A 23,162-nucleotide genomic window follows, 5' to 3' on the forward strand; every position below is an offset into this window, starting at 1 on the left:
GAATCACCTCTAGTGTTTTATTTTAGCGTATGGCAGGCAATACTTGTCTTATTCAAAAATAATACTTACATAAAGTAACTAAGTGTGTTATAGTAATTTTATAAATCATACATAAGCGAGGGAAACCATCATGAGTGAGTTCGAGAATCTGGTTAAAAACCGCAGGTCGGCTGTTATTTTTGAAGAAGGAATTGAGATTTCGGAGTCTGAACTGCAAGAGATGTTTGCCCTGAACAAATTTGCACCATCTGCCTTTAACCTGCAACACACCCACTATCTTGTGATCAAAGACGAGGAACAGAAAGAGAAAGTCTATGAAGCTTCCCAGCAATATAAAGTAAAAACAGCTTCTGCGGTCATCGTGGTTCTGGGCGATGTCAACGCACACCATCATATCCGCACCATTAACGAAGGTTTGCTGAATCTGGGCGCCCTCACTCCGTTCCAATATGAGCAAGAATCCCAAAGTGTAACCGAATTTTACGAATCTCGCGGCAGGTTCTTCCAACGTGAGGATGCGATTCGCAATGCCAGCCTGTCTGCCATGCAGTTGATGCTGATCGCTCAAGATCGCGGTTGGGACACCTGTCCAATGATTGGTTTTGACGCAGAAGAATTACAACAAAGCTTGGATATCCCTAATCATTACGTACCGGTTATGTTGATTACCATCGGCAAAAAGTCGGAAGCCAAACAACGTCCGCGCGGTTACCGTAAACCAATCAATGAATATGTTAGCTTCAATAAAATGCACGCTGAATAAACAGATAACCTGCAAACTAACAAAGCAAAAAGCCACGGTTTCGTGGCTTTAATACGTTTCATAGATTAATGTGTCCAACATATGAAATTCATCGTCAAACTCCGCGTATATGTACAATCGACCAGCAGGTGTATCCCCCGCATCATATCCCAATCGGAAATACCGATCTCCCTGGAACTCTGCGTCAGCCAAAACCAATTCACTGATATCCTCGTCCGGATGGGCCTCGGCAATGGTTTTAAGGGCCTGCTCCTGAAGCATGTCCCATCGATCCCACGTCGCTTCCATATATGGAGACAATTCCTCCATCTCAGCCTTGGTTGAAACCTGTGCAGTGACTATCAGTTCTTTATCCTGAATATGTAAGCGCATCTGATAGTTGGACATTGATGCGTCATACTGAAACACACCCATCCCCTGAACTTCATGATTGGATTCAAAAATCAGATTGTCTGCATATTGCAGTCTCTCCAGCTTGGGATTAACGCTATAATCCAACTCGGTTAATTTGTTCTCGGAACAATAAAGCTCTCTTAATTGCACGTTATGACGAAGATCCAGCTTGCTAATATGGTTGTTAAAACAACGGATACTCTCCAGAGCCAGATTTAAAGTAAGATCCAGCTGTTTGATATGGTTGTGATTACATCGAAGTTCAAGCAAGTTTGGACAGCCGGATACATCGAGATCCAACATGTAATTGTTAGCGCAATCCAGTCGCCGCAGGTGTATATTGTGTTCAAGCTCAAGCGTGAAAAAAGCATTATAACTGCAGCTCAGTTCCTCCAACTGCTCAAGGCGCTCCAAAGCCAGCTCCGACAACATATTCCAATGGCACTCCAGCGTGACAAGTTTGGAATTATGAGAAAGATCCAATTGGCGAAGTCGATTAAAGCTGCAATCGAGTACCTGCAATTCTGAATTGGAGTGGAGGTCCAGAGTAAGAAGCTGATTCTCTCTGCAACGTAACGTCCTGAGCATGTGATTCTGAGCAAGATCCAGACCCGTCAATTGGTTATAGGCACAATCCAACTCTTGAAGACCTTTGAAATACTCAATCCCGTCCAGATTACTAATATCGTGATTTGAAAGCTGCAATGTCTCAACCTCACGAACATCACTCTCCTGAATAAATCCCCTCTCATTACAAAAACGATCCAACACAACTTGCCTGAATCGTTCATCCGTGAAGGCATAGGTGATATCCATATCTCACTCTTCCCCTCCTGTTCTCTTAAAACATCCTTTAACATATCCTTCCTATTCTACGAGTTTTGGTACGGGGAATCAATTCATTATGCAATATTTTTTATACCATGTTAGCATCCAATATGTAAGAGAAAACCATATTGAGAGGAAGATTTCCATGCAAATGTATATCGAAAACCTCCCGTCGTGTCGCCTTGCCTATGTTCGACAAGTGGGGCCTTACGGTCCGGCCAATGCCCAAGCGATGAATACACTCAAACAATGGGCAGACAAAAACCAATTGCTTCATGAATCAGCAACATTACTGGGCATCCCCCAAGATGACCCGACTACCACACCACCCGAAGAATGTAGATATGATGCCTGTATTGTTATCACGGAATCTAAACGTCTGGAAGATGACATAGTTGAGATTGGCGAGTTATCAGGCGGAGACTATCTCATCTGTAAGGTGAGACATACGGCAGAAGATATTCAGCAGGCTTGGAATGTGATCATCCCCCATTTGCATGCAAGTGGTTATGTGATGGACAACAAACCAGTTATTGAACGGTATCGATGGGAACTGCTCCATCAGCATTGGTGCGAAATATGTGTGCCTGTGAGGCCTGTGTAATCCATGTTATGAAAAAACGAAAAAAGTGACTTCAAGTTGAAGTCACTTTCTCGATTAAATACTATTAATACTATATAAGTTGAACTTACACGATAACGGAGAGGACAGAAAAAACCTGAAAAAGCGAAGCGTTCGCCTAAAAGCTTTCTGAAAGAAAGCTGCATCGGAAGCATACGCTATCCCCGGAATTTCCCCTTCGAAAAAGGGAATCAAAAAAAATTCCGGGGATAACAGCGATTGGAAGGTTATTCTGTCATCGTAGTGTCAGTGTAAATAATCTTTAGTTCAAGTTATATAGCCAGATTAGAAATTAAAATGCCCAGTTGCCTTTACGGAATACCGGCTCGATTGTGCCATCCTGTAACTCACCATCGATATCCAGCTCTGCGGAACCGATCATGAAATCGACGTGGGTCAGACTCACATTGCACTCATGCTTCAACAATTCATCGTTAGACATCGTAGTGCCATCTTTCATGTTGAATGGATACGCACTTCCCACAGCCAAATGGCAAGATGCATTTTCATCAATGCCCGTATTATAGAAAATACGATTCAAGTTGGAGATCGGGGAGTCATGAGGCACGAGTGCCACTTCACCCAGATAACGTGCTCCTTCATCCGTGGCAAAGAGGTTCTTCAGATGCTCTTCACCAGATGCTGCCGTAAAGGCAACAACTTGTCCGTCCTTGAAGGTGATTCTCATCTGGTCAACCAGTTGCCCGTTTAGGTTCAGAGGCATGGTGCTGCTAACATAACCGTTCACCCCACTGCGCTTAGGCATGGTGAATACTTCTTCAGTCGGCATATTGGCAACCGTGTATACGCCTTGTTTATTTTCGCTGCCACCACCGCCCCAGATATGATTGTTAACCAATTCGATTTTCAGGTCTGTACCTGGCGCACGGTAATGCAGGCTCTTATAGTTCTTTTGGTTCAGGAGATCACTCATGGTATTCAGGGTATCCAGATGCTCTCTCCAATTTTGTACGGCGTCTCCGCCATCCACACGGTTCATTTTGAAGATGGTTTCCCACATCACATTGATTCGTTCTTCTTCCGGGATGTCGGCAAACACTTTGTTCGCCCAAGCCTTGGTCGGTGCTTTGATCAAACACCAGCTAATTTCATGATTACGTGTATATTTGGAATATCCTTTACGTGCTTGAGCAGCAGCCTTAGTTGCACGGGAGACGTTGTCCGAATTAATCCCATTGTACAGATCCGGGTCAGGTACTTTGATCGTCAATGTTGCTCCGCCGGCTTCAGCGAACTTCTCCATCATGTCGCCTTTCCAGGCCGGATAGTAGTCAAAACTGTCATCCGAGCCATGTTCGAAACGACTGCGGGTAATGTTATCATCATCGAATTCCACTTGCACGTACTTCGCTCCGGCTGCATACGCTTTTTGAACAATCAAACGTGTGAATTCAAGCGTTTCGATGGGGGCAGTGACGAGCAAGTCCTGTCCTTTTTGAATATTTACACCGACTTTGACAACCAGTTCTGCGTATTGTTCCAATGACTTTTCAAAGGTTTGTTCAAATTGACTCATGGTTGTGTTCACTCCTGTTTCATATATTATGACATGGTTTGCAAGTGACTTGGAATCTGCTGATTGGCCGTTACAGCGAAGGATCGTTCTTTAGATCGTCGTTGTCTCCAAATTTTCTTCATCGTATTTTTCAAAGGTTAAAATTCGGAGACAAATACGACCGCTTTCGCTTCTGCAGAATCGAATCCTTCTCTTTCACTACGCAGGCACAATCCCCAAAATTTCATCTATACAAAATGATCTAACTATGACGTTTTTCTTGTTCACGTAACTCAATCCGGCGGATTTTACCAGAGTTGGTCTTCGGCAGATCCGTAACAAATTCGATCTTGCGTGGATACTTGTAAGGTGCTGTAATTTCTTTGACATGGTGCTGCAATTCACGCATCAGTTCTGGTGAAGCCAGTGAATCATCTCGCAGTACAACAAAAGCTTTCACCACGTTGCCACGAATCTCATCCGGACTCGCAACCACCGCGCATTCCTTCACACTCGCGTGTTTCATGAGTGCTTCTTCCACTTCAAATGGTCCGATGGTGTAACCCGAACTGATGATGATATCGTCACTGCGACCTTCAAACCAGAAGTAACCTTCTTCGTCTTTACGTGCACGGTCCCCTGTTACAAAATAATCGCCACGCTGACTCGCTTCCTTCCGTCCCTCATCCTGATAATAGGATCGGAACAAAGCCGGCATCTCTTTGTGTACCGCGATATCTCCAACTTCACCCGCAGGTACAGGTTGTCCCTCTTCATCGATGATTTCAATCAACCCAGGTGTAATCGACTGACCCATCGAGCCAATACGTACAGGCGCATCTTTGAGACTGCCGATCAACAACGTGCTCTCGGTCTGTCCATATCCGTCTCGAATAGTGAGGTCAAAGTGACGTTGGAAGATTTCAATGACTTCCTGATTGAGCGGTTCACCCGCTGAAACAGCACTGCGCAGATGGGACAGATCATAATGTCCAAGATCATCGGCTTTGGCCATTAACCGATACTCGGTTGGTGTACAGCATAGAACATTAATTTGATGTTCCTGCATCAATTCCAGGTAACGCTTGGGTTGGAATGATCCATTGTAGACCAGTCCTGTCGCGCCTCTTCCGAGTACCGACAGGAACGGACTCCAGATCCATTTTTGCCAGCCAGGTGCCGCTGTTGCCCATACGGTATCTGAAGGCTGAATATCCAACCATAGTGAAGAAGCGATCCGCAGGTGGGCATATCCCCAACCGTGGCTATGTACAACTCCTTTGGGATTACCTGTTGTGCCCGAAGTATAGGCAAGAATAGCTGTATCATCACGGTGAGTTTCCACTGCAGCCATCTCTTCAGGTTGATTTTCCATTAACTCATGCACATTGACCCAACCTTCAGCAGGTACGCCAACATCACCATTAGGAGATGCTACGATACGATGTGCCAGTGACGGCAGATCCGCGTTCATCTTTTCCACTTCCGAGGTTGTCTCGGACCATACAATAACAGCCCGCGCCTCAGAGTGACGCAGACGATATTCCAGATCTTTAGCCCGTAACATCTCGGAGGACGGAATAACGGCAATCCCCAATTTAAGACAAGCAATGTAAATGACATAGGCAATGATACGGCGTGGTACCATGACCAGCACCCGATCACCCTTCACCAGTCCTAGTTCACGCAAACCTCCAGCAAGACGATTCGCCTGCTTGAACAAATCACCATACGTGATCTCTTCCAATTCTCGTTGATCGCTGAGCCATCTAAGTGCAATCCGGTCGGATGGATGATTCTCCATCTCGGATGTCAGGTTATAGCTTTCAGGCGAAATCCACTGTTCAAAGTTCAAATGGAGCCTCTCCTTCGTAGTTCAAATGTAAAGCTTCTATATATTATACCCTAAATCCTAGGACCAGGTGCTATGAACTAGGCTCATTCCAAAAAAATAAACATAGGTCAATTAATGAACTATTATAATAGATCTTATCCTATAAAGAAAATGACATATAAAAAAATGGCACCTTCCTGGTTATCAGGACGGCACCATTTCATATTAATTTGCTATTACCATAATCTTCGTCTAACTATAATTTTTCGGTTACCACGGATAATTACCCATTCCGTCAAGAATGATTTCGATCTCATTCAACTCTTCCGTTGTCAGGTCCGGTGCCTTGAGCGCAGCTACGTTTTCTTCGATCTGGGACACACGGCTTGCACCAATCAGTGCGGAGGTTACACGGTTACCGCGCAAGATCCAGTTCAGAGCCAGTTGAGAGATCGTCTGACCTCTTCTTTCTGCAACCGCCTGAAGCGCATCGAACTTGGCAATCCGTTCGTCCGTATAAGCTTCTTTTTTCAAATTGCCTGTTGGATTGGCTCGTTCTTCCTTAATCTTGTCGACATATTTATTCGTCAACTGGCCGCGGCCGAGTGGACAGAATGCTATTGAACCTACGCCCTGCTCATCCAGTACGTCCTGCAAACCGTCTTCGATCCAGCGGTTCAACATGGAGTAATTCGGCTGATGAACCAGACACGGCGTACCCAGACGACGGAGAATGGTCACCGCTTCTTGCGTCTGTTCTGCATTATAATTGGATAACCCCACATACAGTGCTTTACCTTGCCGCACGATATGATCCAGCGCTGTCATGGTCTCTTCCAAAGGTGTATCCGGATCTGGACGGTGATGATAGAAAATGTCTACATAATCCAGTCCCATCCGGCCAAGGCTTTGATCCAGGCTCGCAATGAGGTTTTTGCGGGAACCCCATTCGCCATAAGGTCCATTCCACATGTGATAGCCAGCTTTTGTCGAGATGAGCAGCTCATCCCGATAAGGACGCAGATGTTTTTTATATATCACACCAAAGTTCTCTTCCGCTGATCCTGGAGGTGGACCATAGTTATTCGCCAAATCGAAATGGTTAATTCCGAGGTCAAAGGCACGCAAAATCATCTCTTCCTGAATATCCAACGTACGGTTGCCTCCGAAGTTCTGCCATAGACCCAGCGCAATTTGCGGCAGTCTGATTCCGGATTTACCGGAACGTACATATTTCATCTCATCATATCGTTGTTCACTCGCAGTATAGGGCATCGTTATTCTCACTTTCCTGTAAGGTTTGCCTTGCTGCTTCTAATCTTAGTCATTTCTCGGGCAAAACGATATGGCATTTCACTATAACCATATGGAAAAATGACTGTTATCTCTACCAACGAATGTTAAATCATTGATCTTTTAATCTAATTAATATGTTAAAATGCAAGATGAGAAGAAATCATACAGGAGTGAATACCCTTGATTACATATATGTTTAAAAGCAATCATTTTCAGGAGCTTCAGCTCCTTCATTATGGTACGGAAGCCTGTACACCAGGTCATCACTTTGGCCCTGCCATGAGAGACTATTACAAAATTCATTATATTTTGAATGGCAAAGGCACCTTCGAAGTAGGAGGCAGAACATACACCCTGCACAAAGGTCAAGGTTTTCTGATCGTTCCGCATTCTGTTGTTCATTACGAAGCAGATCAGGATGACCCTTGGGAATACAGCTGGGTTGCTTTTCAAGGTAGCAATAGCCAAACCTTTTTACAGCAGGCTTGTCTGTCTGAGCATCACCCGATTTTTGAGCTGGGCAATGAGGATGACGAGATGCGATCCTGTCTGCATCGAATGATTAATTCGCGCCACACCCACAAAGGCTGGGAGATCAGTATGACTGGTTTGCTTTATCAATTTTTCTCCATTTTGATTGATCAGGCCAACTCAGAGCATCTTCAACCCATGCAGGATTATTCGAAGGAAACATACGTAACGCAGGTCATGGACTTTATTGAAATGAACTACGCCAATGCTATTACCGTTCAGTCCATCGCGGCCCATGTGGGCTTGCAGCGCAGTTACCTGTGCTCTCTCTTCAAGGATCAGATGGGGAGCAGTATCCAGTCGTATCTGGTCCATTACCGGATGCGCAGGGCAGCCGAATTGACCCTTGATCCCGGTCTGACCATTGGTGATATTGCCCGCTCGGTGGGCTACACTGATGCATTGCTTTTCTCCAAAATGTTCAAAAAAGTGATGGGCGAAGCGCCCACTTATTATCGCAAACATAAAACAGCACCCTCCCAGTTAAGTTGCTAATGGGAAGGTGCTGTTTTTTGCCAATCGATATCACTTGCATTTGTTCAATACTTACATTCGTTATTCCTTACGTTTGTTTATACCGTCTCCTGCATGGATATGCCGACGACTTGCACTTTAATTTCATTAACCATAACACCCGCTAATTGCTCAACGGCCTGTTGAACGTTATGTTGAAGTTCACGGCATACCTCATGCATCTTGTTGCCATATTGAATGTTAATGCGCAGCTGGATGGTCGCCTGATCGTCTTTGACGTGCACATCAATCCCTTTTTGCAGACTCTTGCCGCTGATGCTTTTGGCAATCCCTTCAGTCAGCCCCACAGACATGGAGGATACGCCATTCGTGCTCTGCGCGGCCATCCCCACAATCTTGGACAGCACATCGTTCGAGATGTGAATGGTACCCATTTGAACAGATTGAGGTGCGATATATTCAGGTTCGTTATATGGTTTTTCGATAATTTCAGACATGTGCTCCACTCCTTCGAATAATTTACATGCTAGGCATTCTGCCATTTGTCCTTGAAGAACATAGTATAGATTCGAACCAAAAGAATTTTAACGATCATATACACCGGGATAATAATCAGGATGGCAATAATCCCACCCAGGTCCCCTGCACCCAAGACCAGAATAATCGTCGTAAGCGGGTGAATATCCAGCTTTTTGCCAAATACGTACGGTGCAACCAGGTTGTCCTGAATCTGCTGAGCGACGAGAATAATAATCAGAGACCAGATGGCAACGGATGGCGATACCACGAGACCCATGATCACAATAGGGACAGATGACACAATCGCTCCGATAAACGGAACAAAGTTCATGATGACCGCGATTACTGTGAGCAGTAATGCGTACGGCAGTCCAATAATCAGGAAACCGATATACATCAGTACACCCAGCGCCAGATTTACCAAGACTCTACCCACAATAAAACCACTCAGGGCCTGATCAATCTCAAGCACAACTTCACGGCTGTCATTTTGGAAACGTTTTGGAGCGATATGGGCCAGTTTACGGCCAAATTTCTCACCTTGTAACAGCATGTAGAACAAAAGGATCGGTAATGTAAACAAGATGATCGCAAAACTGGAAACGAGTGAGAAAAATCCACTTACATAGTTGGTCACAAAGTTAAATCCTTTGTTGATATACTCCGTAATCTGAGAGAAAGGTGTTGAGCCCTCGGGGAACAAGGCTTGAATGGCACCATTCTGCTCCAGCTCTCTCAGCTGTTCACTTAATGAATTGATTAGATTCGGTGCGTTATCGACCAGATTCACCAATTGCTCACGTAACGATGGCCATAAGCCAATGATGAAGAATACACCCAGAATAGCAATAACCAAGTAGATTAGCAAAATACTTAGTGTACGATTGATTTTCTTTTTCTCCATATAATTCACAAGCGGTCTTAGCAGATAATAAAAGAACACGGACAACATCATCGGTACGGTAATGACCGTGATCATGGTGACAAGCGGCTGAAAGATGAAGCTCACACGTGATAATAAATAGATATTAACCAATATCAGCGCCAGTGCGATACTGAACCGGACAAACGTATTTCCTTTGAACAAAATTTTCCCCTCCACATGGACATTTCTTCTCTAATTTAATTTGGAATCTGGATGGTAAACACGGTGGTCTCTCGACCACGCCCGGAAAGGATCAGCCGTCCACCCATTTTCTCTGTATTACGCCGTGCGATGGACAACCCCAACCCGGTGCCTCCGGTCGCTGTACGTGCCTCATCCCCTCGTACAAACGGGTCAAAGATCGTTGACCACAGTTCTTGGGGTATGCCCACCCCGGTATCTGCCACTTCAATCACCACATGGGTATCCAGCGGAATGAGTTCCACACGCAGTTCTGTCCCGAGCGGATTATACGATAAGGCATTGGTGATTAGATTCTGAATGACTCTGGATAGCAGCTCGGGATCATACCTTGCGTAAATCTCCTCCTCAGGAACAAGTACGTGAAGGACAAACTGTTTCTGCTCAATCTCCCCATACGTATCTGCCATAATCTCGCGCACGAACTCTCCAATTTCTCTTCTCTCAATCTGCATGTGGAAATCAGGCGAATCCACCTTGAGCAGCTCCAGCATATTCTGTATCATGCGTGCAACTTGAACAGATTTGTTATAGATGTATCCCAAATATCTTTGCTGCCTGTCCTTGTCCTCTCCACGTCCTTCCACCAAAGCCTGAGCATATCCCTGTATAGATGTTATCGGTGTCTTTAGATCATGGGATAAGTCTACAATCAGTCGCTGCTTGCTCTCTTCCGCATAACGTTTCTCCGCAGAGGTGTTCTCAATAACGTCCGCCATGTAGTTAAAGGTCTCACCAATCTGGACAAACTCCCTCTCGGCAGAGATCGACATCCGTGTACTATAATTTCCCTGAATCATCTGCGTAAGACCCGAGGAGAGAATACCCAGTGGCTTTTTGATTCTCCGTGCGACCCAATAGCTATATACAAAGATCAACAACAAAACTAAACCAATACCAATCATAATGTAAAAGGATAACGGGTGCTTCAGATTGGTAATCAACTGATTATCATTAATCCTTACGCTGACCAGATCACGCGGGATCTTGAGCAACACATACGTTGGCGGTCCTTCTGCCGAAAACGACGTGATGGAGTAATAGTACGGTTGGTCGCTTCGGTTCTCCAGTCCTGCATACAGCTCGGCTTCACTGTATTGGGTGAACGAATCCTGCTTGTCTCCCACATGATGAATGACGTTACGATTCGCATCCAGAATCTCAATCCAACCCCCGCTGTCCTTGAGACGTTGAATCTCTGTATCTTTCCCTCTCGACACCGAACCTCCACCGGAGTAAAACTCGTTTTCCAGCTCTGCCACATACACGTGGGCTTCAACATTCAGCTCTGGATCAACGACCTGATCCGAAATGCGGAAATCCACGACATCCAGTGACACTATAAGGTATACAATCAATACCAGTAACAGCAAAAAGAAGTTGAACAGCAAGAAATCCAGTGTCAGGGATGTCTGCAACAGTCGCTTTTCTCTAGCTTTCCATGGGCGCTTCAATTTTGTATCCCAGTCCCCTTATCGTTTTGAGATATTCCGGTTGTCTGGAATCACGCTCGATCTTCTCCCGAATGTTGCTGATATGTACCATGATGGTGCTGTCCTCGTGCGCATAATAATCGCCCCAGACCGCTTCGTATATTTTTTTACGGGTGAACACTCGGCCAGGTTGATCAAGCAACAATTCCATAATTTTATACTCTGTAGAGGTTAATGTTACAGCTGTTCCTGAACGAAAAAGAATACACTGGGATCGATCCAGTGTCAGATCACCCAATACCAGATTCTCTTCTTTGGCAGCGGGGATCTCTGCTGCATCAAATTGATTGACTCTTCTGAGCAGCGCCTCTACTCTGGCGACAATCTCGAGCGGGTTGAACGGCTTCGCTATATAATCATCTGCCCCAAGTCCGAGTCCAAGGATTTTATCGTGATCCTGACTTTTGGCGGACAGGAATAGCACAGGCATGTGATGCGTAGCCCTGATCTGCTTAATTAACTGCAATCCGTCCATTACAGGCATCATGATGTCCAGTATGACCAGATCAATCTGTGTTGAACGTATACATTGTAGCGCCTCGGCCCCATTCACGGCAGTCTTAATGGTATAATCCTTCTCCAGATAGAGCTGAAGCAGTTCAACAATCTCTGGTTCGTCATCTGCAATTAATACGGTGTATCTCATGTTATTCCTCTCATTTCCTATACTCTATGCCTATCTCTACATTATTACTATATACTACGTCTCTTAATTCAACCTAAATCATTTCTAAAGATAATCTAAATAAATAGAAATAAAGCCCTGACACTTGCCAAGGCTCTAGGAGCAGGTTAACTAAAAATAAGACTGTTCTCATTTCTGTATTCTAGCTGTTCATTCTTTTTGCAGACTGTCCGTATTAGATTAACAGATCATGCCTTACCCGAACGAAGCCACGGTTCAACTCTGGCCAATAAACGTTCCTTGTCATATTGCACATATTGACTCGCCCGGTTGCGCACAGGATCACCGGCGTAGAAACGTTCATACAGATCATGCCTTGCTCCGAGTGGACTTCCGGTCAGTTCCCATGCCAATTGAAAAAGACGAATCTTCTCCGGGGCTTGCAACGTTACTCCACCAAGATATTTGTTCATCATGGAGCCTATCCTTTCATTGCCCTCAAACATACCTGAAGGGATCTGCATCAGACCACCCGCAGCAATCGTCTTCAAAATCTCCACTGCACGCGGATAATAACGATTGCCCAGATTACGTGCGGTTTCAATATATTTGAATTCCGGCAGCCAGTTGCCGTATGTGTCCGGCTTGGACTGTGCCTCAGCGGCAATAATCAGTCCCTCAATAGTCTGCATCTGACTGATCATCTCACCGAGTTGTTCCTGCACATTCAGGAAGGAGTCCACCCCGATCTCCTTGGCAATGGCGGAGGTCACGGCTGTAATGAACTCCAGTTTCGAGTGTAATCGGATAACGCTCTGATGATAAGCCAGACTGGACGAAGCTGTATTACAGCGAATCTGCCATACAGCTTCAGGGTTATTGTGCAGCAATACACGTTCCCAGGGCACAAATACATCGTCAAAAAATAACACAGCATCCATCTCATCATACTGGGCACTTAGTGGATGTGATCTATCCGAATCTTTTGCCGCGAATGTTTCTCGACACATCATGTGCAAGCCCGGACTGTCCGCGGCTACAATGACCATATGGGCCAGCTCTGGCAGGTGGCCTGGAATTCGTTGAACGGGATACGCAATGATATCATCGGCATAAGGCGCAGCTGTTGCAACCATTTTGGCTCCGCGGATCACCACGCCCTCCGCATTGCTTTGCACAATTCGCAGCATGGCATCCTCATCTTCCCCAACAGGCAAGGAACGATTAATCTGAGGGTCCCGCTGGACAATCGTCAGGAAGGCATCTTTTCGTTTGGCTTGTTCATAATAAGTCGATATTTTACCTGCAAATGCGGGATCATATGCTGTCATCTCATGTCGTGTTGCATACCAACCAGTCAGGCGGGAGCGAGCATAATCAGACAGTCTGCTCATTACCCCATACGTCCGCTCAGACCAAAGCCGAAAAGCCCCCGCTCTGCTGTTCACGTCAAGAAGTGAACGGGGCACATGGAAGGAGCGATGTACATAACTTCCCGTTTGTTCGTCCCAATAGGCCACAGTTTCCCTTGTCTCCGGGTCATCCACCAGATTGAATAATCCTTCTATGGTCTGAAGTGTTCCCTGAAAGGCCTGATGGCGGGTTACCCGGATACGCTCACCATCCAGCCATACATTCCGCTCATCATTCAATCGTTGAATGTAAGCCTGTCCGCGAGACAACGTGATGCTCATATATGTCCTCCCTATTGTGAAACGATGTAATGATACACTTTGTATCTAATGAAATAGTACTGTGCCTTGGATAGAAAAGTCAACAGACACCGAGCCATGAGTTCGGTGTCTGTTGGGCCATTCATTTTTAGACTAACTTGGCATACATATGACGCAGATACCGCCAGCGTACGAGTGCAAAATACAGGATCTGCATGGAAGCAAACACCATGAAGATGCGCAGACTGTATCCGAAGACTGAGAAATCAACCAACTGCTGCAATGCTACGAAGGCAACCGAGCTGTGGATAACGGCAATCAGAATTGGCAGGAAGAACATAAGCAATAGCTGCCTTGTCACAATCTTACGAAGTTCGGGGCGGCTGAGTCCCATTTTGCCAATCATGCGATACTGCGCTTCATCCCGTTCGAGATCTGCATAGAGTCTGAAATAGGTGAAACTTGCTGCAAAGGTGAAGAAAACAATGCCAATCAGTCCGCTCAGGATCAGGATAATTCCGTTCGTTTGTTTCGAATTGAGCCAATCCACCACTAGTGCACTCACCTGGAAGTAACCTCTATTGGAATGATTCTGTTGAATAGATTCGATTAATTCAGGAGCAAAGCTCCGTGTACCCATCCAATCTTTCACGATAAATTGGACCGTTCGCCTCGAATAGAAACCTTCAGGCATGCCAACTTCCTCGTTGTACGCAGGCCTCATCTGATTAAACAATTCGTCAGTTACGATGTAGAGATTAATTTCACCTTGATAAGGAATCACAATCTCGGTACCAGGTGTCGATAGCTGAACAGGTACGCGCTGACTATCCACCTCCAGATTGACCTCCGCTCCGGAGAATCCTTGTTCAGCCTGTTCACGGTACTTCTTGCGAACCGCCAAATTGCTTGGTGTCATAAATGACTCATCGACCTGTTTCAACGCACGTTCTTCATACCCAAGTGCCTTCGCCAAACGGTTATAATCACTTAATTTGATAATCTCTCCATTATTATTTTCAGATATAGGAGCATAACTGCCCTTCACGTAGGGAACTTGATGATCAATCAACGTCTCTTCAATCTGCCGAATATGTCGCTCGGAGTTGGGAGTATCCCACATATTCATATAACTGAATGCGTACGGATTCGACATGGATGACAGACCCGGGTCAGCAATCGCAAGCATGGTGCCAATTCCCGTAAATGAAGAAGCCGAAATGATACTTACCATGAAAAACATAATCGCGTTATCTTTCATTCGATACGTAAGTTCCGATAGAAAGAGCAAATTGGTTTGACGGAAAAATAACCGTGAGTTGCCTTTGAGGGCTCGGATAACGTACACACTGAGCTGTGTGAACAGTAAGTATGTACCTGCAATAACGACCATAACACTCGCCATTAATAGCGGAAACGAGAAGCTTACCCAGACAAAGGTGAATACCCCAGCATAACCTCCGCCAATGAACAATACGGATAACAAGGCGAGCAGACGTGATGCCTTCGGTTCCGGTTTTGGCTTTTCCTCTGATTTCACAAGGTCAATAAGTGTTCCTTTCCGTATGAGTAAGGATGATGACATGGCAATCACTACAAACAGCAGCAAAAATGCGCCAGCCGTCAAGGCAATACCTTTCAGCGGAAAATAGAATCGAAGGCTGTTCTCAACAGCCAGCATGGAGCCACAGATCAGCAGAATCAATTTGCCAAAAACAATTCCCAGTCCAATACCGGTAATAATCGAAGCTAATCCGATACACATATTCTCCATAAATAAGAGCCGGTTCATCTGTTTGCGTGTCATGCCGATGATCAGGAAAATGCCAAATTCCTTCTTGCGTGTCTTCAGAAATGAACCTACCGAGTAGAGCAGGAAAAGGAATGAAAAGATGAATATAATGATCTCCGCAATCATAAACCCCTGGTTGGCAAGTAAAGTAACCGTTCCATTGGAACCCTTTAAGCCTTCTTTTAGATCGGGATGGAACAATAGCAATGCGTAGGTAAAAAAGATCATGACAGAGAATGTACTGCTCAGAAAATGAGCCAGATAAATTCGTTTATTGCGAACAACGTTATTAATGGCGAACTGGCGAAAATTCATGTCCTGACCCTCCCATTAGGGATAATACATTAATAATCTTCTGGTAAAAGGCTGCCCGATTATCGCCGTAGTGAATCTCATTGTATAGCTTGCCATCTTTGATAAAGACGACTCTACTGCAATAACTTGCAGCTACTGCATCATGAGTGACCAACAGCATCGTCGCCTGATCCTCCTGATTGCGGGTTTCGAGGATCTCCATCACATCTCTGGCCGCCTTCGAATCCAGATTACCTGTTGGCTCATCCGCCAAAATCAGTTTCGGAGAATGTATGAGTGCTCTGGCAATGGCTGTACGTTGTGCCTGTCCACCCGATATCTCATAGGTTCGTTTGTTCAGAATACTTTCAATTCCCAGCTTGCTTGCCAGCTGTTCTACACGTGTGTTCATCTCTGCTATGGGAACGCCGTCAAGCGTCAGTGGCAGCACGATGTTTTCCTTGACTGTCAGGGTATTTAATAGATTAAACGATTGAAAAACAAATCCCAGCTCTTTGCGCCGAAAGAGCGCGAGTTCGTCTTGGTTCAATTCAAACGGATTCTTCCCTGCAATCCGCAGTTCTCCTGATGTCGGATGATCGATTGTGGAGATCATGTTCAGCAGCGTTGTTTTACCACTGCCGGATGGTCCCATAATGCCGACAAACTCACCTTTCTGAATACTGAGATCGATGCCGGATAATGCCTCATAGGACACGATGCCTTTATAGATTTTACTGATCTGATTGACAGAACAAATCTCCATAGTTACAACTCCTCTAATGAAAGTGAATTCGAAAATTAAGATACGCTGATGCTGTGTGTCTGCATAATAAGTGCGGCCTTTCCTGTGATCTTCATGACTACAGTCTATCGAAGTTTCGGTCATTCTCCTATGGTTTAACCTTTCATCAACATGACAATGTTGTAAGGTTGCATGGTAAAAATCCAAAAAGACGCCTTCGCCTCAATCAGGCAATAGACGTCTTCATATCCATTTGACACATCATTATGTTAATACTCATCATGCTTCAGCCCAAATTCACACGTTCCACTCTCGTCTTCCACCTGCCACTTCAGGAGCTGAATGTAATTCGGACAGTTGTTCCTTCACCGTACACGGATTCAAGATTGATCCGATGATTCATTCGGGTCAGTACTTCTTTCGCAATATACAGCCCCATGCCAGTGGACTCTTTGAAATGCCGTCCGTTCTCCCCAGTGAAGAAAGGCTGAAATACCCGGTTCAGATCGGACTTTGGAATCCCGATGCCTTGATCCTGCACTTCCAGTAGGATGGAGCGTTCTGATTCATATGCCCGCATATGAATTTTTTGCCCGCTGCCCGCAGAATACTTGATCGCATTAGATAGTAGCTGTACTAAGACAAAACGAATCCACTTGGCATCGGATTGCACAACCAGTGAGGAATCGATATGCATCTCTGGATAGACATGATTGCGAATGAAAAATCGCTTCAGCTCGTGAATTGCTTCCTCACCCGCAGTTTTCAGTACTACGGGTTCAACAGTGAAATCCTGTTCGAAGGTATCCAAACGGGCCACATACAGCACAGTCTCCAATCCACGTCTCATTTGGTCCGCTTCCTCCCGAATGCTTATGAGCCGAGGATCATCATCCTCCTGATCTTCCAAGGTCAACTCAATGACCGACAATGGTGTCTTCATCTGGTGTACCCACTGATTCATAAACGTCAGATATTCTTGCTGTCGCTGTTCCAGTCGATGCAGGTGAGCATGATACTGTCCGTATTGTGAATCCAGCAGCTTCTCCAATGCCTGTGATAATGGACTTGTTTCGTTCAAGGGTACAAATTCCTTCAACGAATCCATCGATCTGGATATTCGGGCATAAAACGAGCGATGTGAATAATAACGATAGACCAAATAGCCAACATACAAAAATAATCCCAACGCTACAGCATAAGCAGCGGTAATCCAATCACTATAACCGTCATACCAGAACACCGCCACCACGGTGAACAAGATAGCAACCACCCAGCAAGTTAAAGCGAGATGTTCACGAATAAACAATCTCATGATGGAGAGGAAGCCTTCCAGTTGTTGTTCAATCGGTAACCTGAACCTCTGACCGTTTCCAGTGCATCCGTAATGCCAAGCTCGGCTAATCGCTTACGAACCCGCGTAACGTTAACGCTGAGTGTATTGTCATCTACAAAAGAGTCATCCCACAGCTTCTCCAGGATCGTTTCCCTGCTTACCAGCTTGGGACTGCGACGCAGTAACGTTTCCAGCAGAATGGTTTCTTTCTTCGTCAGCTGCACTTTGCGATCGCCCAGTTGAATCTCCAATCTTTCCAGGTAAACGACCAAGCCGTCCAGTTCCACCTTGCGTTCTTCATCACGTGCGGCATAGTCCCCATACACCCGGCGTAACTGACTCCGAATTTTAGCCATAACAATCTCGTGTTCGAATGGCTTGGTGATATAATCATCCGCTCCGTTCTCCAGTGCCATGACCTGATCCATCTTTCCGCTCCGGGCGGAGATAAACAGAATTGGGCAGGTAGATAATGTACGAATCTGGCGGCACCAGTAGAAACCATCATAGCTGGGCAAATTGATATCCAGTAGCACAACATGCGGTTGTACCTGTTCAAACTGCTGCACAATCATCTCAAAATCCTCGGCCAAAACGGCCTTATCTCCATAACGCTCAATATGTGACTTCAATAATCCCGCAATCTTGGGATCGTCCTCTACAATCATAATGGTATACATGGTTGGATCTCACCTCTGTCAAAATCATAACACAGGTTGTATTATCGAGCATCGACTTGATTACGCCAGTCCACAATATCTGCGTTCAGCTGCTTCAAGTCTCCATTGGCTTGCTGTTTGTCCGTTAATTTATACTGCTGCTTCAATGCCAGGATACGATATACACTTTCATCGATTCGGGATTCGGAGATGTCCCCTGACTTTACTGCATTCATCAGTGTATCAAAAATCGTCTTGGCACTCTCATAACTATGAGCTACCAAAAGAATGTCACTACCTGCCTTAACAGTTGCTAGTGCAGCTTCATTCAACTTAAAGTTCTTCGCGATTGCTCCCATACTCAGGTCATCTGTGATGACGACACCGTTATACTTGAATTTTCCGCGCAGATGTTCACCAATGATGACATCAGATAAGGAAGCCGGATGATCGGGATCAAGCTTCGGAAACAGAATATGTGCCACCATGACTGCTTCCACTTGCTCCTTCACTGCGGCCTGGAACGGAATCCATTCAAGCTCAGCCAGTTGTTTTTCCGTTTTGTTCACAACAGGCAGATCCAGATGGGAGTCCACGGACGTATCGCCATGACCCGGAAAATGCTTCACTACCGGAATAATGCCTTCATTACGCAGACCTTTCATCTCCGCAATCCCCATACGCGATACCAGGTCTGCCGAACTGCCGAATGAACGATCACCGATCACCGGGTTCTTCGGGTTACTATTCACATCCAACACAGGTGCGAAATCCACATTAAAACCTGCAAGCTGCACTTGTCTGGCCAGCAATTCTCCCATCGTTTCAGCGAGCGCGCTATCTTTTGTCTGGCCTACTTTTTGGTTGGATGGAATGGATTCCACGTTCTCCGGCATACGGCTGACTTTGCCGCCCTCCTGATCCACACTCATGAAGATGGGTACCGGATTGGACTGATTCGTTTCCTTGATGGATTGTACAAACTTGGCTGTTCCCTCAAGCGTCGTTACATTGTTGGCGTAGAAAATAATGCCTCCTACCTTCTGATCCGCAATCATCTGTTTGGCCTGATCATCCAGCGTTGTACCCTGAACACCAGCGAGTATCATCTGTCCAATCTTCTCTTCTAACGTTAATGAACTGAGCTGCTCCTGCACCGGATCGACTTCTTCTGGTACTTCTTCCTGCGGTGGAGCGGTATTCTGCTCCGGCGATGAGGAAGATTGCCCTGAGTTAGAGCCAGCATTGGAGCCGGTATTCGAGTCCGTTGTGGAGGAAGGTTTCTGTGCTTGGCCACATGCCGATAAAAGCAGAATGATCCCCAGCAGAAGACATATCATATGCAGTGGTTTTCTCCATTTTTTGTTCGGGGTGTGACTATAGTTGTACAAGGATATTCATCCTCCTTATGTAATGTCGTCTTGGTAATTCAAAGGTTCAGGCCTAACCTTATCACAAGGTGAATGATTTTCAAAATGAGCGCTTCTGAGGATTGAATCGTTGTGCTGACATAATATGCAGCGAAAAAATTGGTTGCTATAGAACCTGAGATGTGGAACTTCAATGGTGTTGTGACTATGCGCGTGTGTGAAGTATGGGAGTAATAAACAGGTGCAGCGGTGCGGAAAATGTTTTTCTATTGTGAATTTTTCATATGTTGAAATTATAAGTATAGGTAGGTGAAAAAGCCGCCCAAAGGCGGCCTATTTGTTCGTTTTTGTTTCGTTTATGTTTTGTTTTCGTTTCGTTTTTCGTTGTAAATCGTCACCATTCGGCGTTGGTTCACTTTTTTTTGCAAACGTTTAGCCTTCAATTAATGAAGGGTTTGCAACACTTCCGTTGTAAATGGAATGATTTCGGATATGCGACCTTCCCGAACTTTGGCAGGCCATTCTGGATCACTAAGCAGAACGCGACCCAAGGCGATCAGGTCAAACTCATGATTCTCCAGCTTCTCATTTAGTAAATCCAAATGGGCATCCCCTGTTCCCTGGTTCTCGGTCGCTCTGTCCACAAATTCAGCTTCAAGCCCTACCGATCCAACCGAAATGGCTAGTTTGCCTGTGATTTTCTGTGTCCAACCCGCGAGATTCAGCTCGGATCCTTCGAATTCAGGTAACCAGAACCGCCGTGTAGAGCAATGAAATATATCCACGCCAGCAGCACTGAGTGGTGCCAGGAATTGCTCCAATTGTTCCGGCGTTTCCACCAGACGTGCTTCATAATTCCCCATCTTCCATTGGGAGAACCGGAGCACAATTGGGAAATCAGGACCAACCGCAGCACGACAAGCTTCAATCACTTCAACCGCAAATTGGGTTCTTCGTACCAAATCACCACCATACTTGTCGGTTCTTCGATTCGTCTGCACCCAGAAGAACTGGTCAATCAGATATCCATGTGCTCCGTGCAATTCAATGCCGTCAAACCCGATTCGCTGTGCATCCGCTGCCGCTTGGGCATATGCCTTCACAAGACCTTGGATCTCATCTTCCATTAATGGTTCACGTGATGGCTCACCTGCCATGCTAACCCCTGACGGGCTTACAGGCTCAGCTTCAGCGTTAGGCAAGTCACCGGAACGACGTGCTGTACCCACATGCCACAATTGTGGCATGATTTTGCCACCCGCTTCATGCACTGCTTTCACTACATTAGCCCATCCTTGCAACGAATCTTCACCATGGAACAATGGTATACTCGCTCCGCTGACCGAAGAAGGATGATTGATGCCTGTACCTTCCGTAATGATAAGTCCTACTCCGCCTGCTGCTCTTCGACGGTAGTATTCAGCAACTTCCGGTCCAGGTACGCCCTCTGGTGAGAATCCGCGAGTCATAGGGGCCATAACGATTCGATTAGACAAGGTTAGCTTGTCCGAGGTAAAAGGTTTAAATAATGCTGAAGGTACGTTCATCGTATACTGCTCCTTTGCAATTGGAAGTATGGAACTTTCGCATTCATGTGAAATGCGACATGCTTTTGTATATCATAACATTAGTAACTCCGTTGACTGGTTTAGGATTATTTCTCTATCCATTCTATAGTTTCTTAATTTTATTTTCAAATTTTCGAAGTGAGTCATTCGAACTAATCTTTTAGATAAAAAAAGAAAGCTACCTTAACGGCAGCCTCAGTTTGATCACTCTACCGAAGCGGTCTGACTTGCACTCTGATGCATCTTTCTGACTTGCACTCTGATGCATCTTAACGGATTTTCCCGGTCACCAATAATGTGGATGTCGCATAGTATATAATCCATAATCTTCCTTCCAATTTAATTAGCATTTACGGGGATATCATTGCGATTCACTCGAAGCAATTTCCCCGATGAAGTCGATAACACATCGGGATCGGTACCCAGACCAAAGTAGAAGTCGCCCTCGTTCTCTTCAAATGACTTGGCATACGTGTCCTGACTAAACCGTAAAATCTCATTCCATGTTGTCAGATCCGTGGATTGGTAGACCCGATTGATATATAGATTGGCACTTTGACGCGTATACGTAAGCACATATACCTTACCATCACGCAACAGTACATCCGTAGGAAGCGCCTTGGCATCTGGCAGATTAACTCGTTTGGCCTGGTTAATATCTGTCATAACATTCAAGGATTTGGGCAGCAGTTGTCCATCATTGAACACCCCTCCCGCTATATAGAGCAACTTATTATTAAAGTTAATATTTTTGCCTATTTTATTATAGGGAATGGTGCCCGTTTGATAAGTCAGTCCTGGCAGCATTTTATTTCCATAGATGACAACGTCCCGTTTCTCAAGCTTTTCATTGATCTCCAGGATATTGGTTTTGTCATTCCATATTTTATTGGCAGGATACATCATGCCAGATGCATATAATTTGCCATTAAGATGGAACATGGTATAAGCCCGGAAGCCAAACGTATTGATTGTTGCATATTTCTGCCAAGTTTCACCTTCATTATGAGAGATTAATATCGTTGGTTTGGACTCTGTACCTAGCGCGGCAAACATCTTGCCCTGATAGGAAGCCAAATCGTATACGTGTACTCCGAGTGGAAGATTACGATATTTAGTCCAAACCTCTCCATCCAAACGATAGAAATTGCCGAGTTCCCACTTCTCACTATCCGAATCATTACCAGGAATATATAACTTGTCGTTAAGCACTCTGTAAATGTCAATCTGTTCCTCATCCACATACATCTTCGTCGATGGCAAAATGCCAGGGTTGCTGTTGGTCACCGACTGGGTCTTGAATTTCGCGTTCGCTGTATCATAATAAATGACTGGAATAGGGCCTGAATTCGGCGCTACGCCCAGATTACTGCTGTTCCCGTGACCCAAATATATTTTGCCGTTGTACAGTTGCATATCCCAGACGTTATTGGCATATGGTGTTTTGGTAAAAGGCCTTCCCAGCAGTTCTATCTTGGATGTTACATCCGCTGAAATGATCGGTGCATTCGACACCTTGGCAAGCTGACGTTCCGTAGCAGGTGGTTGACTAGTTGACGTGTTATTTTTCGGTTTGGAATTGCCCATGAGCATCCAGCTCATTCCCGCAACGATGGTCAAAATTACGGCTGTCCATTTCTTGTGTCTCTGCATGTCCGCTTCCTCCTTCATATTTTCAGAATGATTCCCTTCATACCAAGATGAT

Annotated in this window: 19 protein-coding genes; 3 read left to right on the forward strand and 16 right to left on the reverse strand. The window is 45.3% G+C overall.

The features are described 5' to 3' along the window. Nucleotides 1–130 precede the first annotated feature (130 nt). Nucleotides 131–763 carry a nitroreductase family protein gene (locus tag ACX9NY_RS10435; protein ID WP_339242177.1) on the forward strand — a complete coding sequence of 211 codons (633 nt, stop codon included), beginning with the start codon at nucleotides 131–133 and terminating at the stop codon, nucleotides 761–763. Between the two features lie 48 nt (nucleotides 764–811). Here the strand turns inward: ACX9NY_RS10435 and ACX9NY_RS10440 are convergent, their stop codons facing one another. Next, entirely contained in the window at nucleotides 812–1,972 is a 1,161-nt protein-coding gene (locus tag ACX9NY_RS10440) for a leucine-rich repeat domain-containing protein (RefSeq protein WP_472478524.1), read from the reverse strand. 157 nt (nucleotides 1,973–2,129) lie between these two features. Here ACX9NY_RS10440 and ACX9NY_RS10445 point away from each other — a divergent pair, with 157 nt between their 5' ends. Next, the gene (locus ACX9NY_RS10445; RefSeq protein WP_339242173.1) at nucleotides 2,130–2,588 is read left to right on the forward strand and encodes an AraC family transcriptional regulator; all 459 of its coding nucleotides are present in this window, start codon (nucleotides 2,130–2,132) and stop codon (nucleotides 2,586–2,588) included. 310 nt (nucleotides 2,589–2,898) lie between these two features. Here the strand turns inward: ACX9NY_RS10445 and ACX9NY_RS10450 are convergent, their stop codons facing one another. The 3 genes from ACX9NY_RS10450 to ACX9NY_RS10460 form a co-directional block, all read right to left on the reverse strand. After that, on the reverse strand, nucleotides 2,899–4,143 hold the full coding sequence (locus ACX9NY_RS10450) for an aminopeptidase (RefSeq protein WP_472478526.1): 1,245 nt from the start codon (nucleotides 4,141–4,143) through the stop codon (nucleotides 2,899–2,901). A gap of 241 nt (nucleotides 4,144–4,384) precedes the next feature. After that, on the reverse strand, nucleotides 4,385–5,977 hold the full coding sequence (gene mbcS, locus ACX9NY_RS10455; RefSeq protein ID WP_472478528.1) for an acyl-CoA synthetase MbcS: 1,593 nt from the start codon (nucleotides 5,975–5,977) through the stop codon (nucleotides 4,385–4,387). Nucleotides 5,978–6,226: 249 nt separating this feature from the next. Beyond that, nucleotides 6,227–7,231, reverse strand: a complete 1,005-nt coding sequence (locus tag ACX9NY_RS10460; protein WP_472478530.1) for an aldo/keto reductase — start codon at nucleotides 7,229–7,231, stop codon at nucleotides 6,227–6,229. 201 nt (nucleotides 7,232–7,432) lie between these two features. Between ACX9NY_RS10460 and ACX9NY_RS10465 the strand changes: the two genes are divergently transcribed. Then, entirely contained in the window at nucleotides 7,433–8,278 is an 846-nt protein-coding gene (locus tag ACX9NY_RS10465) for an AraC family transcriptional regulator (protein ID WP_339242168.1), read from the forward strand. A gap of 77 nt (nucleotides 8,279–8,355) precedes the next feature. On the opposite strand, the gene ACX9NY_RS10470 is transcribed toward ACX9NY_RS10465, so the two are convergent. The 12 genes from ACX9NY_RS10470 to ACX9NY_RS10525 all read right to left on the reverse strand — a co-directional run bounded on the left by ACX9NY_RS10470 (nucleotide 8,356) and on the right by ACX9NY_RS10525 (nucleotide 23,110). Beyond that, nucleotides 8,356–8,754 (reverse strand): Asp23/Gls24 family envelope stress response protein, encoded by a 399-nt coding sequence (locus ACX9NY_RS10470; protein ID WP_339242167.1) that lies wholly within the window; start codon nucleotides 8,752–8,754, stop codon nucleotides 8,356–8,358. Between the two features lie 29 nt (nucleotides 8,755–8,783). Continuing rightward, nucleotides 8,784–9,863 carry an AI-2E family transporter gene (locus ACX9NY_RS10475; protein ID WP_339242165.1) on the reverse strand — a complete coding sequence of 360 codons (1,080 nt, stop codon included), beginning with the start codon at nucleotides 9,861–9,863 and terminating at the stop codon, nucleotides 8,784–8,786. Nucleotides 9,864–9,898: 35 nt separating this feature from the next. Continuing rightward, the gene (locus ACX9NY_RS10480; RefSeq protein WP_472478532.1) at nucleotides 9,899–11,356 is read right to left on the reverse strand and encodes a sensor histidine kinase; all 1,458 of its coding nucleotides are present in this window, start codon (nucleotides 11,354–11,356) and stop codon (nucleotides 9,899–9,901) included. Next, nucleotides 11,334–12,041, reverse strand: coding sequence for a response regulator transcription factor (locus ACX9NY_RS10485; protein WP_339260804.1), 708 nt, complete (start codon nucleotides 12,039–12,041; stop codon nucleotides 11,334–11,336). Before ACX9NY_RS10485 ends, ACX9NY_RS10480 begins: the two co-directional genes overlap by 23 nt. 227 nt (nucleotides 12,042–12,268) lie before the next feature. Continuing rightward, nucleotides 12,269–13,714 carry a 4-hydroxyphenylacetate 3-hydroxylase family protein gene (locus tag ACX9NY_RS10490; protein ID WP_472478534.1) on the reverse strand — a complete coding sequence of 482 codons (1,446 nt, stop codon included), beginning with the start codon at nucleotides 13,712–13,714 and terminating at the stop codon, nucleotides 12,269–12,271. A 127-nt stretch (nucleotides 13,715–13,841) separates the two neighbouring features. After that, on the reverse strand, nucleotides 13,842–15,800 hold the full coding sequence (locus tag ACX9NY_RS10495) for an FtsX-like permease family protein (RefSeq protein ID WP_472478536.1): 1,959 nt from the start codon (nucleotides 15,798–15,800) through the stop codon (nucleotides 13,842–13,844). Further along, on the reverse strand, nucleotides 15,775–16,545 hold the full coding sequence (locus ACX9NY_RS10500) for an ABC transporter ATP-binding protein (RefSeq protein ID WP_339260799.1): 771 nt from the start codon (nucleotides 16,543–16,545) through the stop codon (nucleotides 15,775–15,777). Before ACX9NY_RS10500 ends, ACX9NY_RS10495 begins: the two co-directional genes overlap by 26 nt. A gap of 310 nt (nucleotides 16,546–16,855) precedes the next feature. Further along, nucleotides 16,856–17,839 (reverse strand): sensor histidine kinase, encoded by a 984-nt coding sequence (locus ACX9NY_RS10505; protein WP_472478538.1) that lies wholly within the window; start codon nucleotides 17,837–17,839, stop codon nucleotides 16,856–16,858. After that, nucleotides 17,836–18,540, reverse strand: a complete 705-nt coding sequence (locus tag ACX9NY_RS10510; RefSeq protein WP_339242153.1) for a response regulator transcription factor — start codon at nucleotides 18,538–18,540, stop codon at nucleotides 17,836–17,838. Before ACX9NY_RS10510 ends, ACX9NY_RS10505 begins: the two co-directional genes overlap by 4 nt. A 41-nt stretch (nucleotides 18,541–18,581) precedes the next feature. Beyond that, a complete protein-coding gene (nagZ, locus tag ACX9NY_RS10515; RefSeq protein WP_472478540.1) occupies nucleotides 18,582–19,910 on the reverse strand; it encodes a beta-N-acetylhexosaminidase in 1,329 nt (442 codons plus the stop codon). A gap of 422 nt (nucleotides 19,911–20,332) precedes the next feature. Continuing rightward, nucleotides 20,333–21,436 carry an NADH:flavin oxidoreductase gene (locus ACX9NY_RS10520; protein WP_472478543.1) on the reverse strand — a complete coding sequence of 368 codons (1,104 nt, stop codon included), beginning with the start codon at nucleotides 21,434–21,436 and terminating at the stop codon, nucleotides 20,333–20,335. A 360-nt stretch (nucleotides 21,437–21,796) separates the two neighbouring features. Further along, entirely contained in the window at nucleotides 21,797–23,110 is a 1,314-nt protein-coding gene (locus tag ACX9NY_RS10525; RefSeq protein ID WP_342572777.1) for a hypothetical protein, read from the reverse strand. Between the last annotated feature and the right edge of the window lie 52 nt (nucleotides 23,111–23,162).

The sequence above is a fragment of the Paenibacillus sp. CB74 genome, from assembly GCF_055687625.1.

Bases quoted from the DNA above. Each gene is read 5' to 3' on its own strand.
- ACX9NY_RS10445 (WP_339242173.1), top strand. From the start codon at position 2,130: ATGCAAATGTATATCGAAAACCTCCCGTCGTGTCGCCTTGCCTATGTT.
- ACX9NY_RS10470 (WP_339242167.1), bottom strand. From the start codon at position 8,754: ATGTCTGAAATTATCGAAAAACCATATAACGAACCTGAATATATCGCA.
- ACX9NY_RS10525 (WP_342572777.1), bottom strand. From the start codon at position 23,110: ATGCAGAGACACAAGAAATGGACAGCCGTAATTTTGACCATCGTTGCG.
- ACX9NY_RS10510 (WP_339242153.1), bottom strand. From the start codon at position 18,540: ATGTATACCATTATGATTGTAGAGGACGATCCCAAGATTGCGGGATTA.
- ACX9NY_RS10440 (WP_472478524.1), bottom strand. From the start codon at position 1,972: ATGGATATCACCTATGCCTTCACGGATGAACGATTCAGGCAAGTTGTG.
- ACX9NY_RS10450 (WP_472478526.1), bottom strand. From the start codon at position 4,143: ATGAGTCAATTTGAACAAACCTTTGAAAAGTCATTGGAACAATACGCA.
- ACX9NY_RS10520 (WP_472478543.1), bottom strand. From the start codon at position 21,436: ATGAACGTACCTTCAGCATTATTTAAACCTTTTACCTCGGACAAGCTA.
- ACX9NY_RS10485 (WP_339260804.1), bottom strand. From the start codon at position 12,041: ATGAGATACACCGTATTAATTGCAGATGACGAACCAGAGATTGTTGAA.
- ACX9NY_RS10490 (WP_472478534.1), bottom strand. From the start codon at position 13,714: ATGAGCATCACGTTGTCTCGCGGACAGGCTTACATTCAACGATTGAAT.
- ACX9NY_RS10435 (WP_339242177.1), top strand. From the start codon at position 131: ATGAGTGAGTTCGAGAATCTGGTTAAAAACCGCAGGTCGGCTGTTATT.
- ACX9NY_RS10495 (WP_472478536.1), bottom strand. From the start codon at position 15,800: ATGAATTTTCGCCAGTTCGCCATTAATAACGTTGTTCGCAATAAACGA.
- ACX9NY_RS10505 (WP_472478538.1), bottom strand. From the start codon at position 17,839: ATGAGATTGTTTATTCGTGAACATCTCGCTTTAACTTGCTGGGTGGTT.
- ACX9NY_RS10460 (WP_472478530.1), bottom strand. From the start codon at position 7,231: ATGCCCTATACTGCGAGTGAACAACGATATGATGAGATGAAATATGTA.
- ACX9NY_RS10500 (WP_339260799.1), bottom strand. From the start codon at position 16,545: ATGGAGATTTGTTCTGTCAATCAGATCAGTAAAATCTATAAAGGCATC.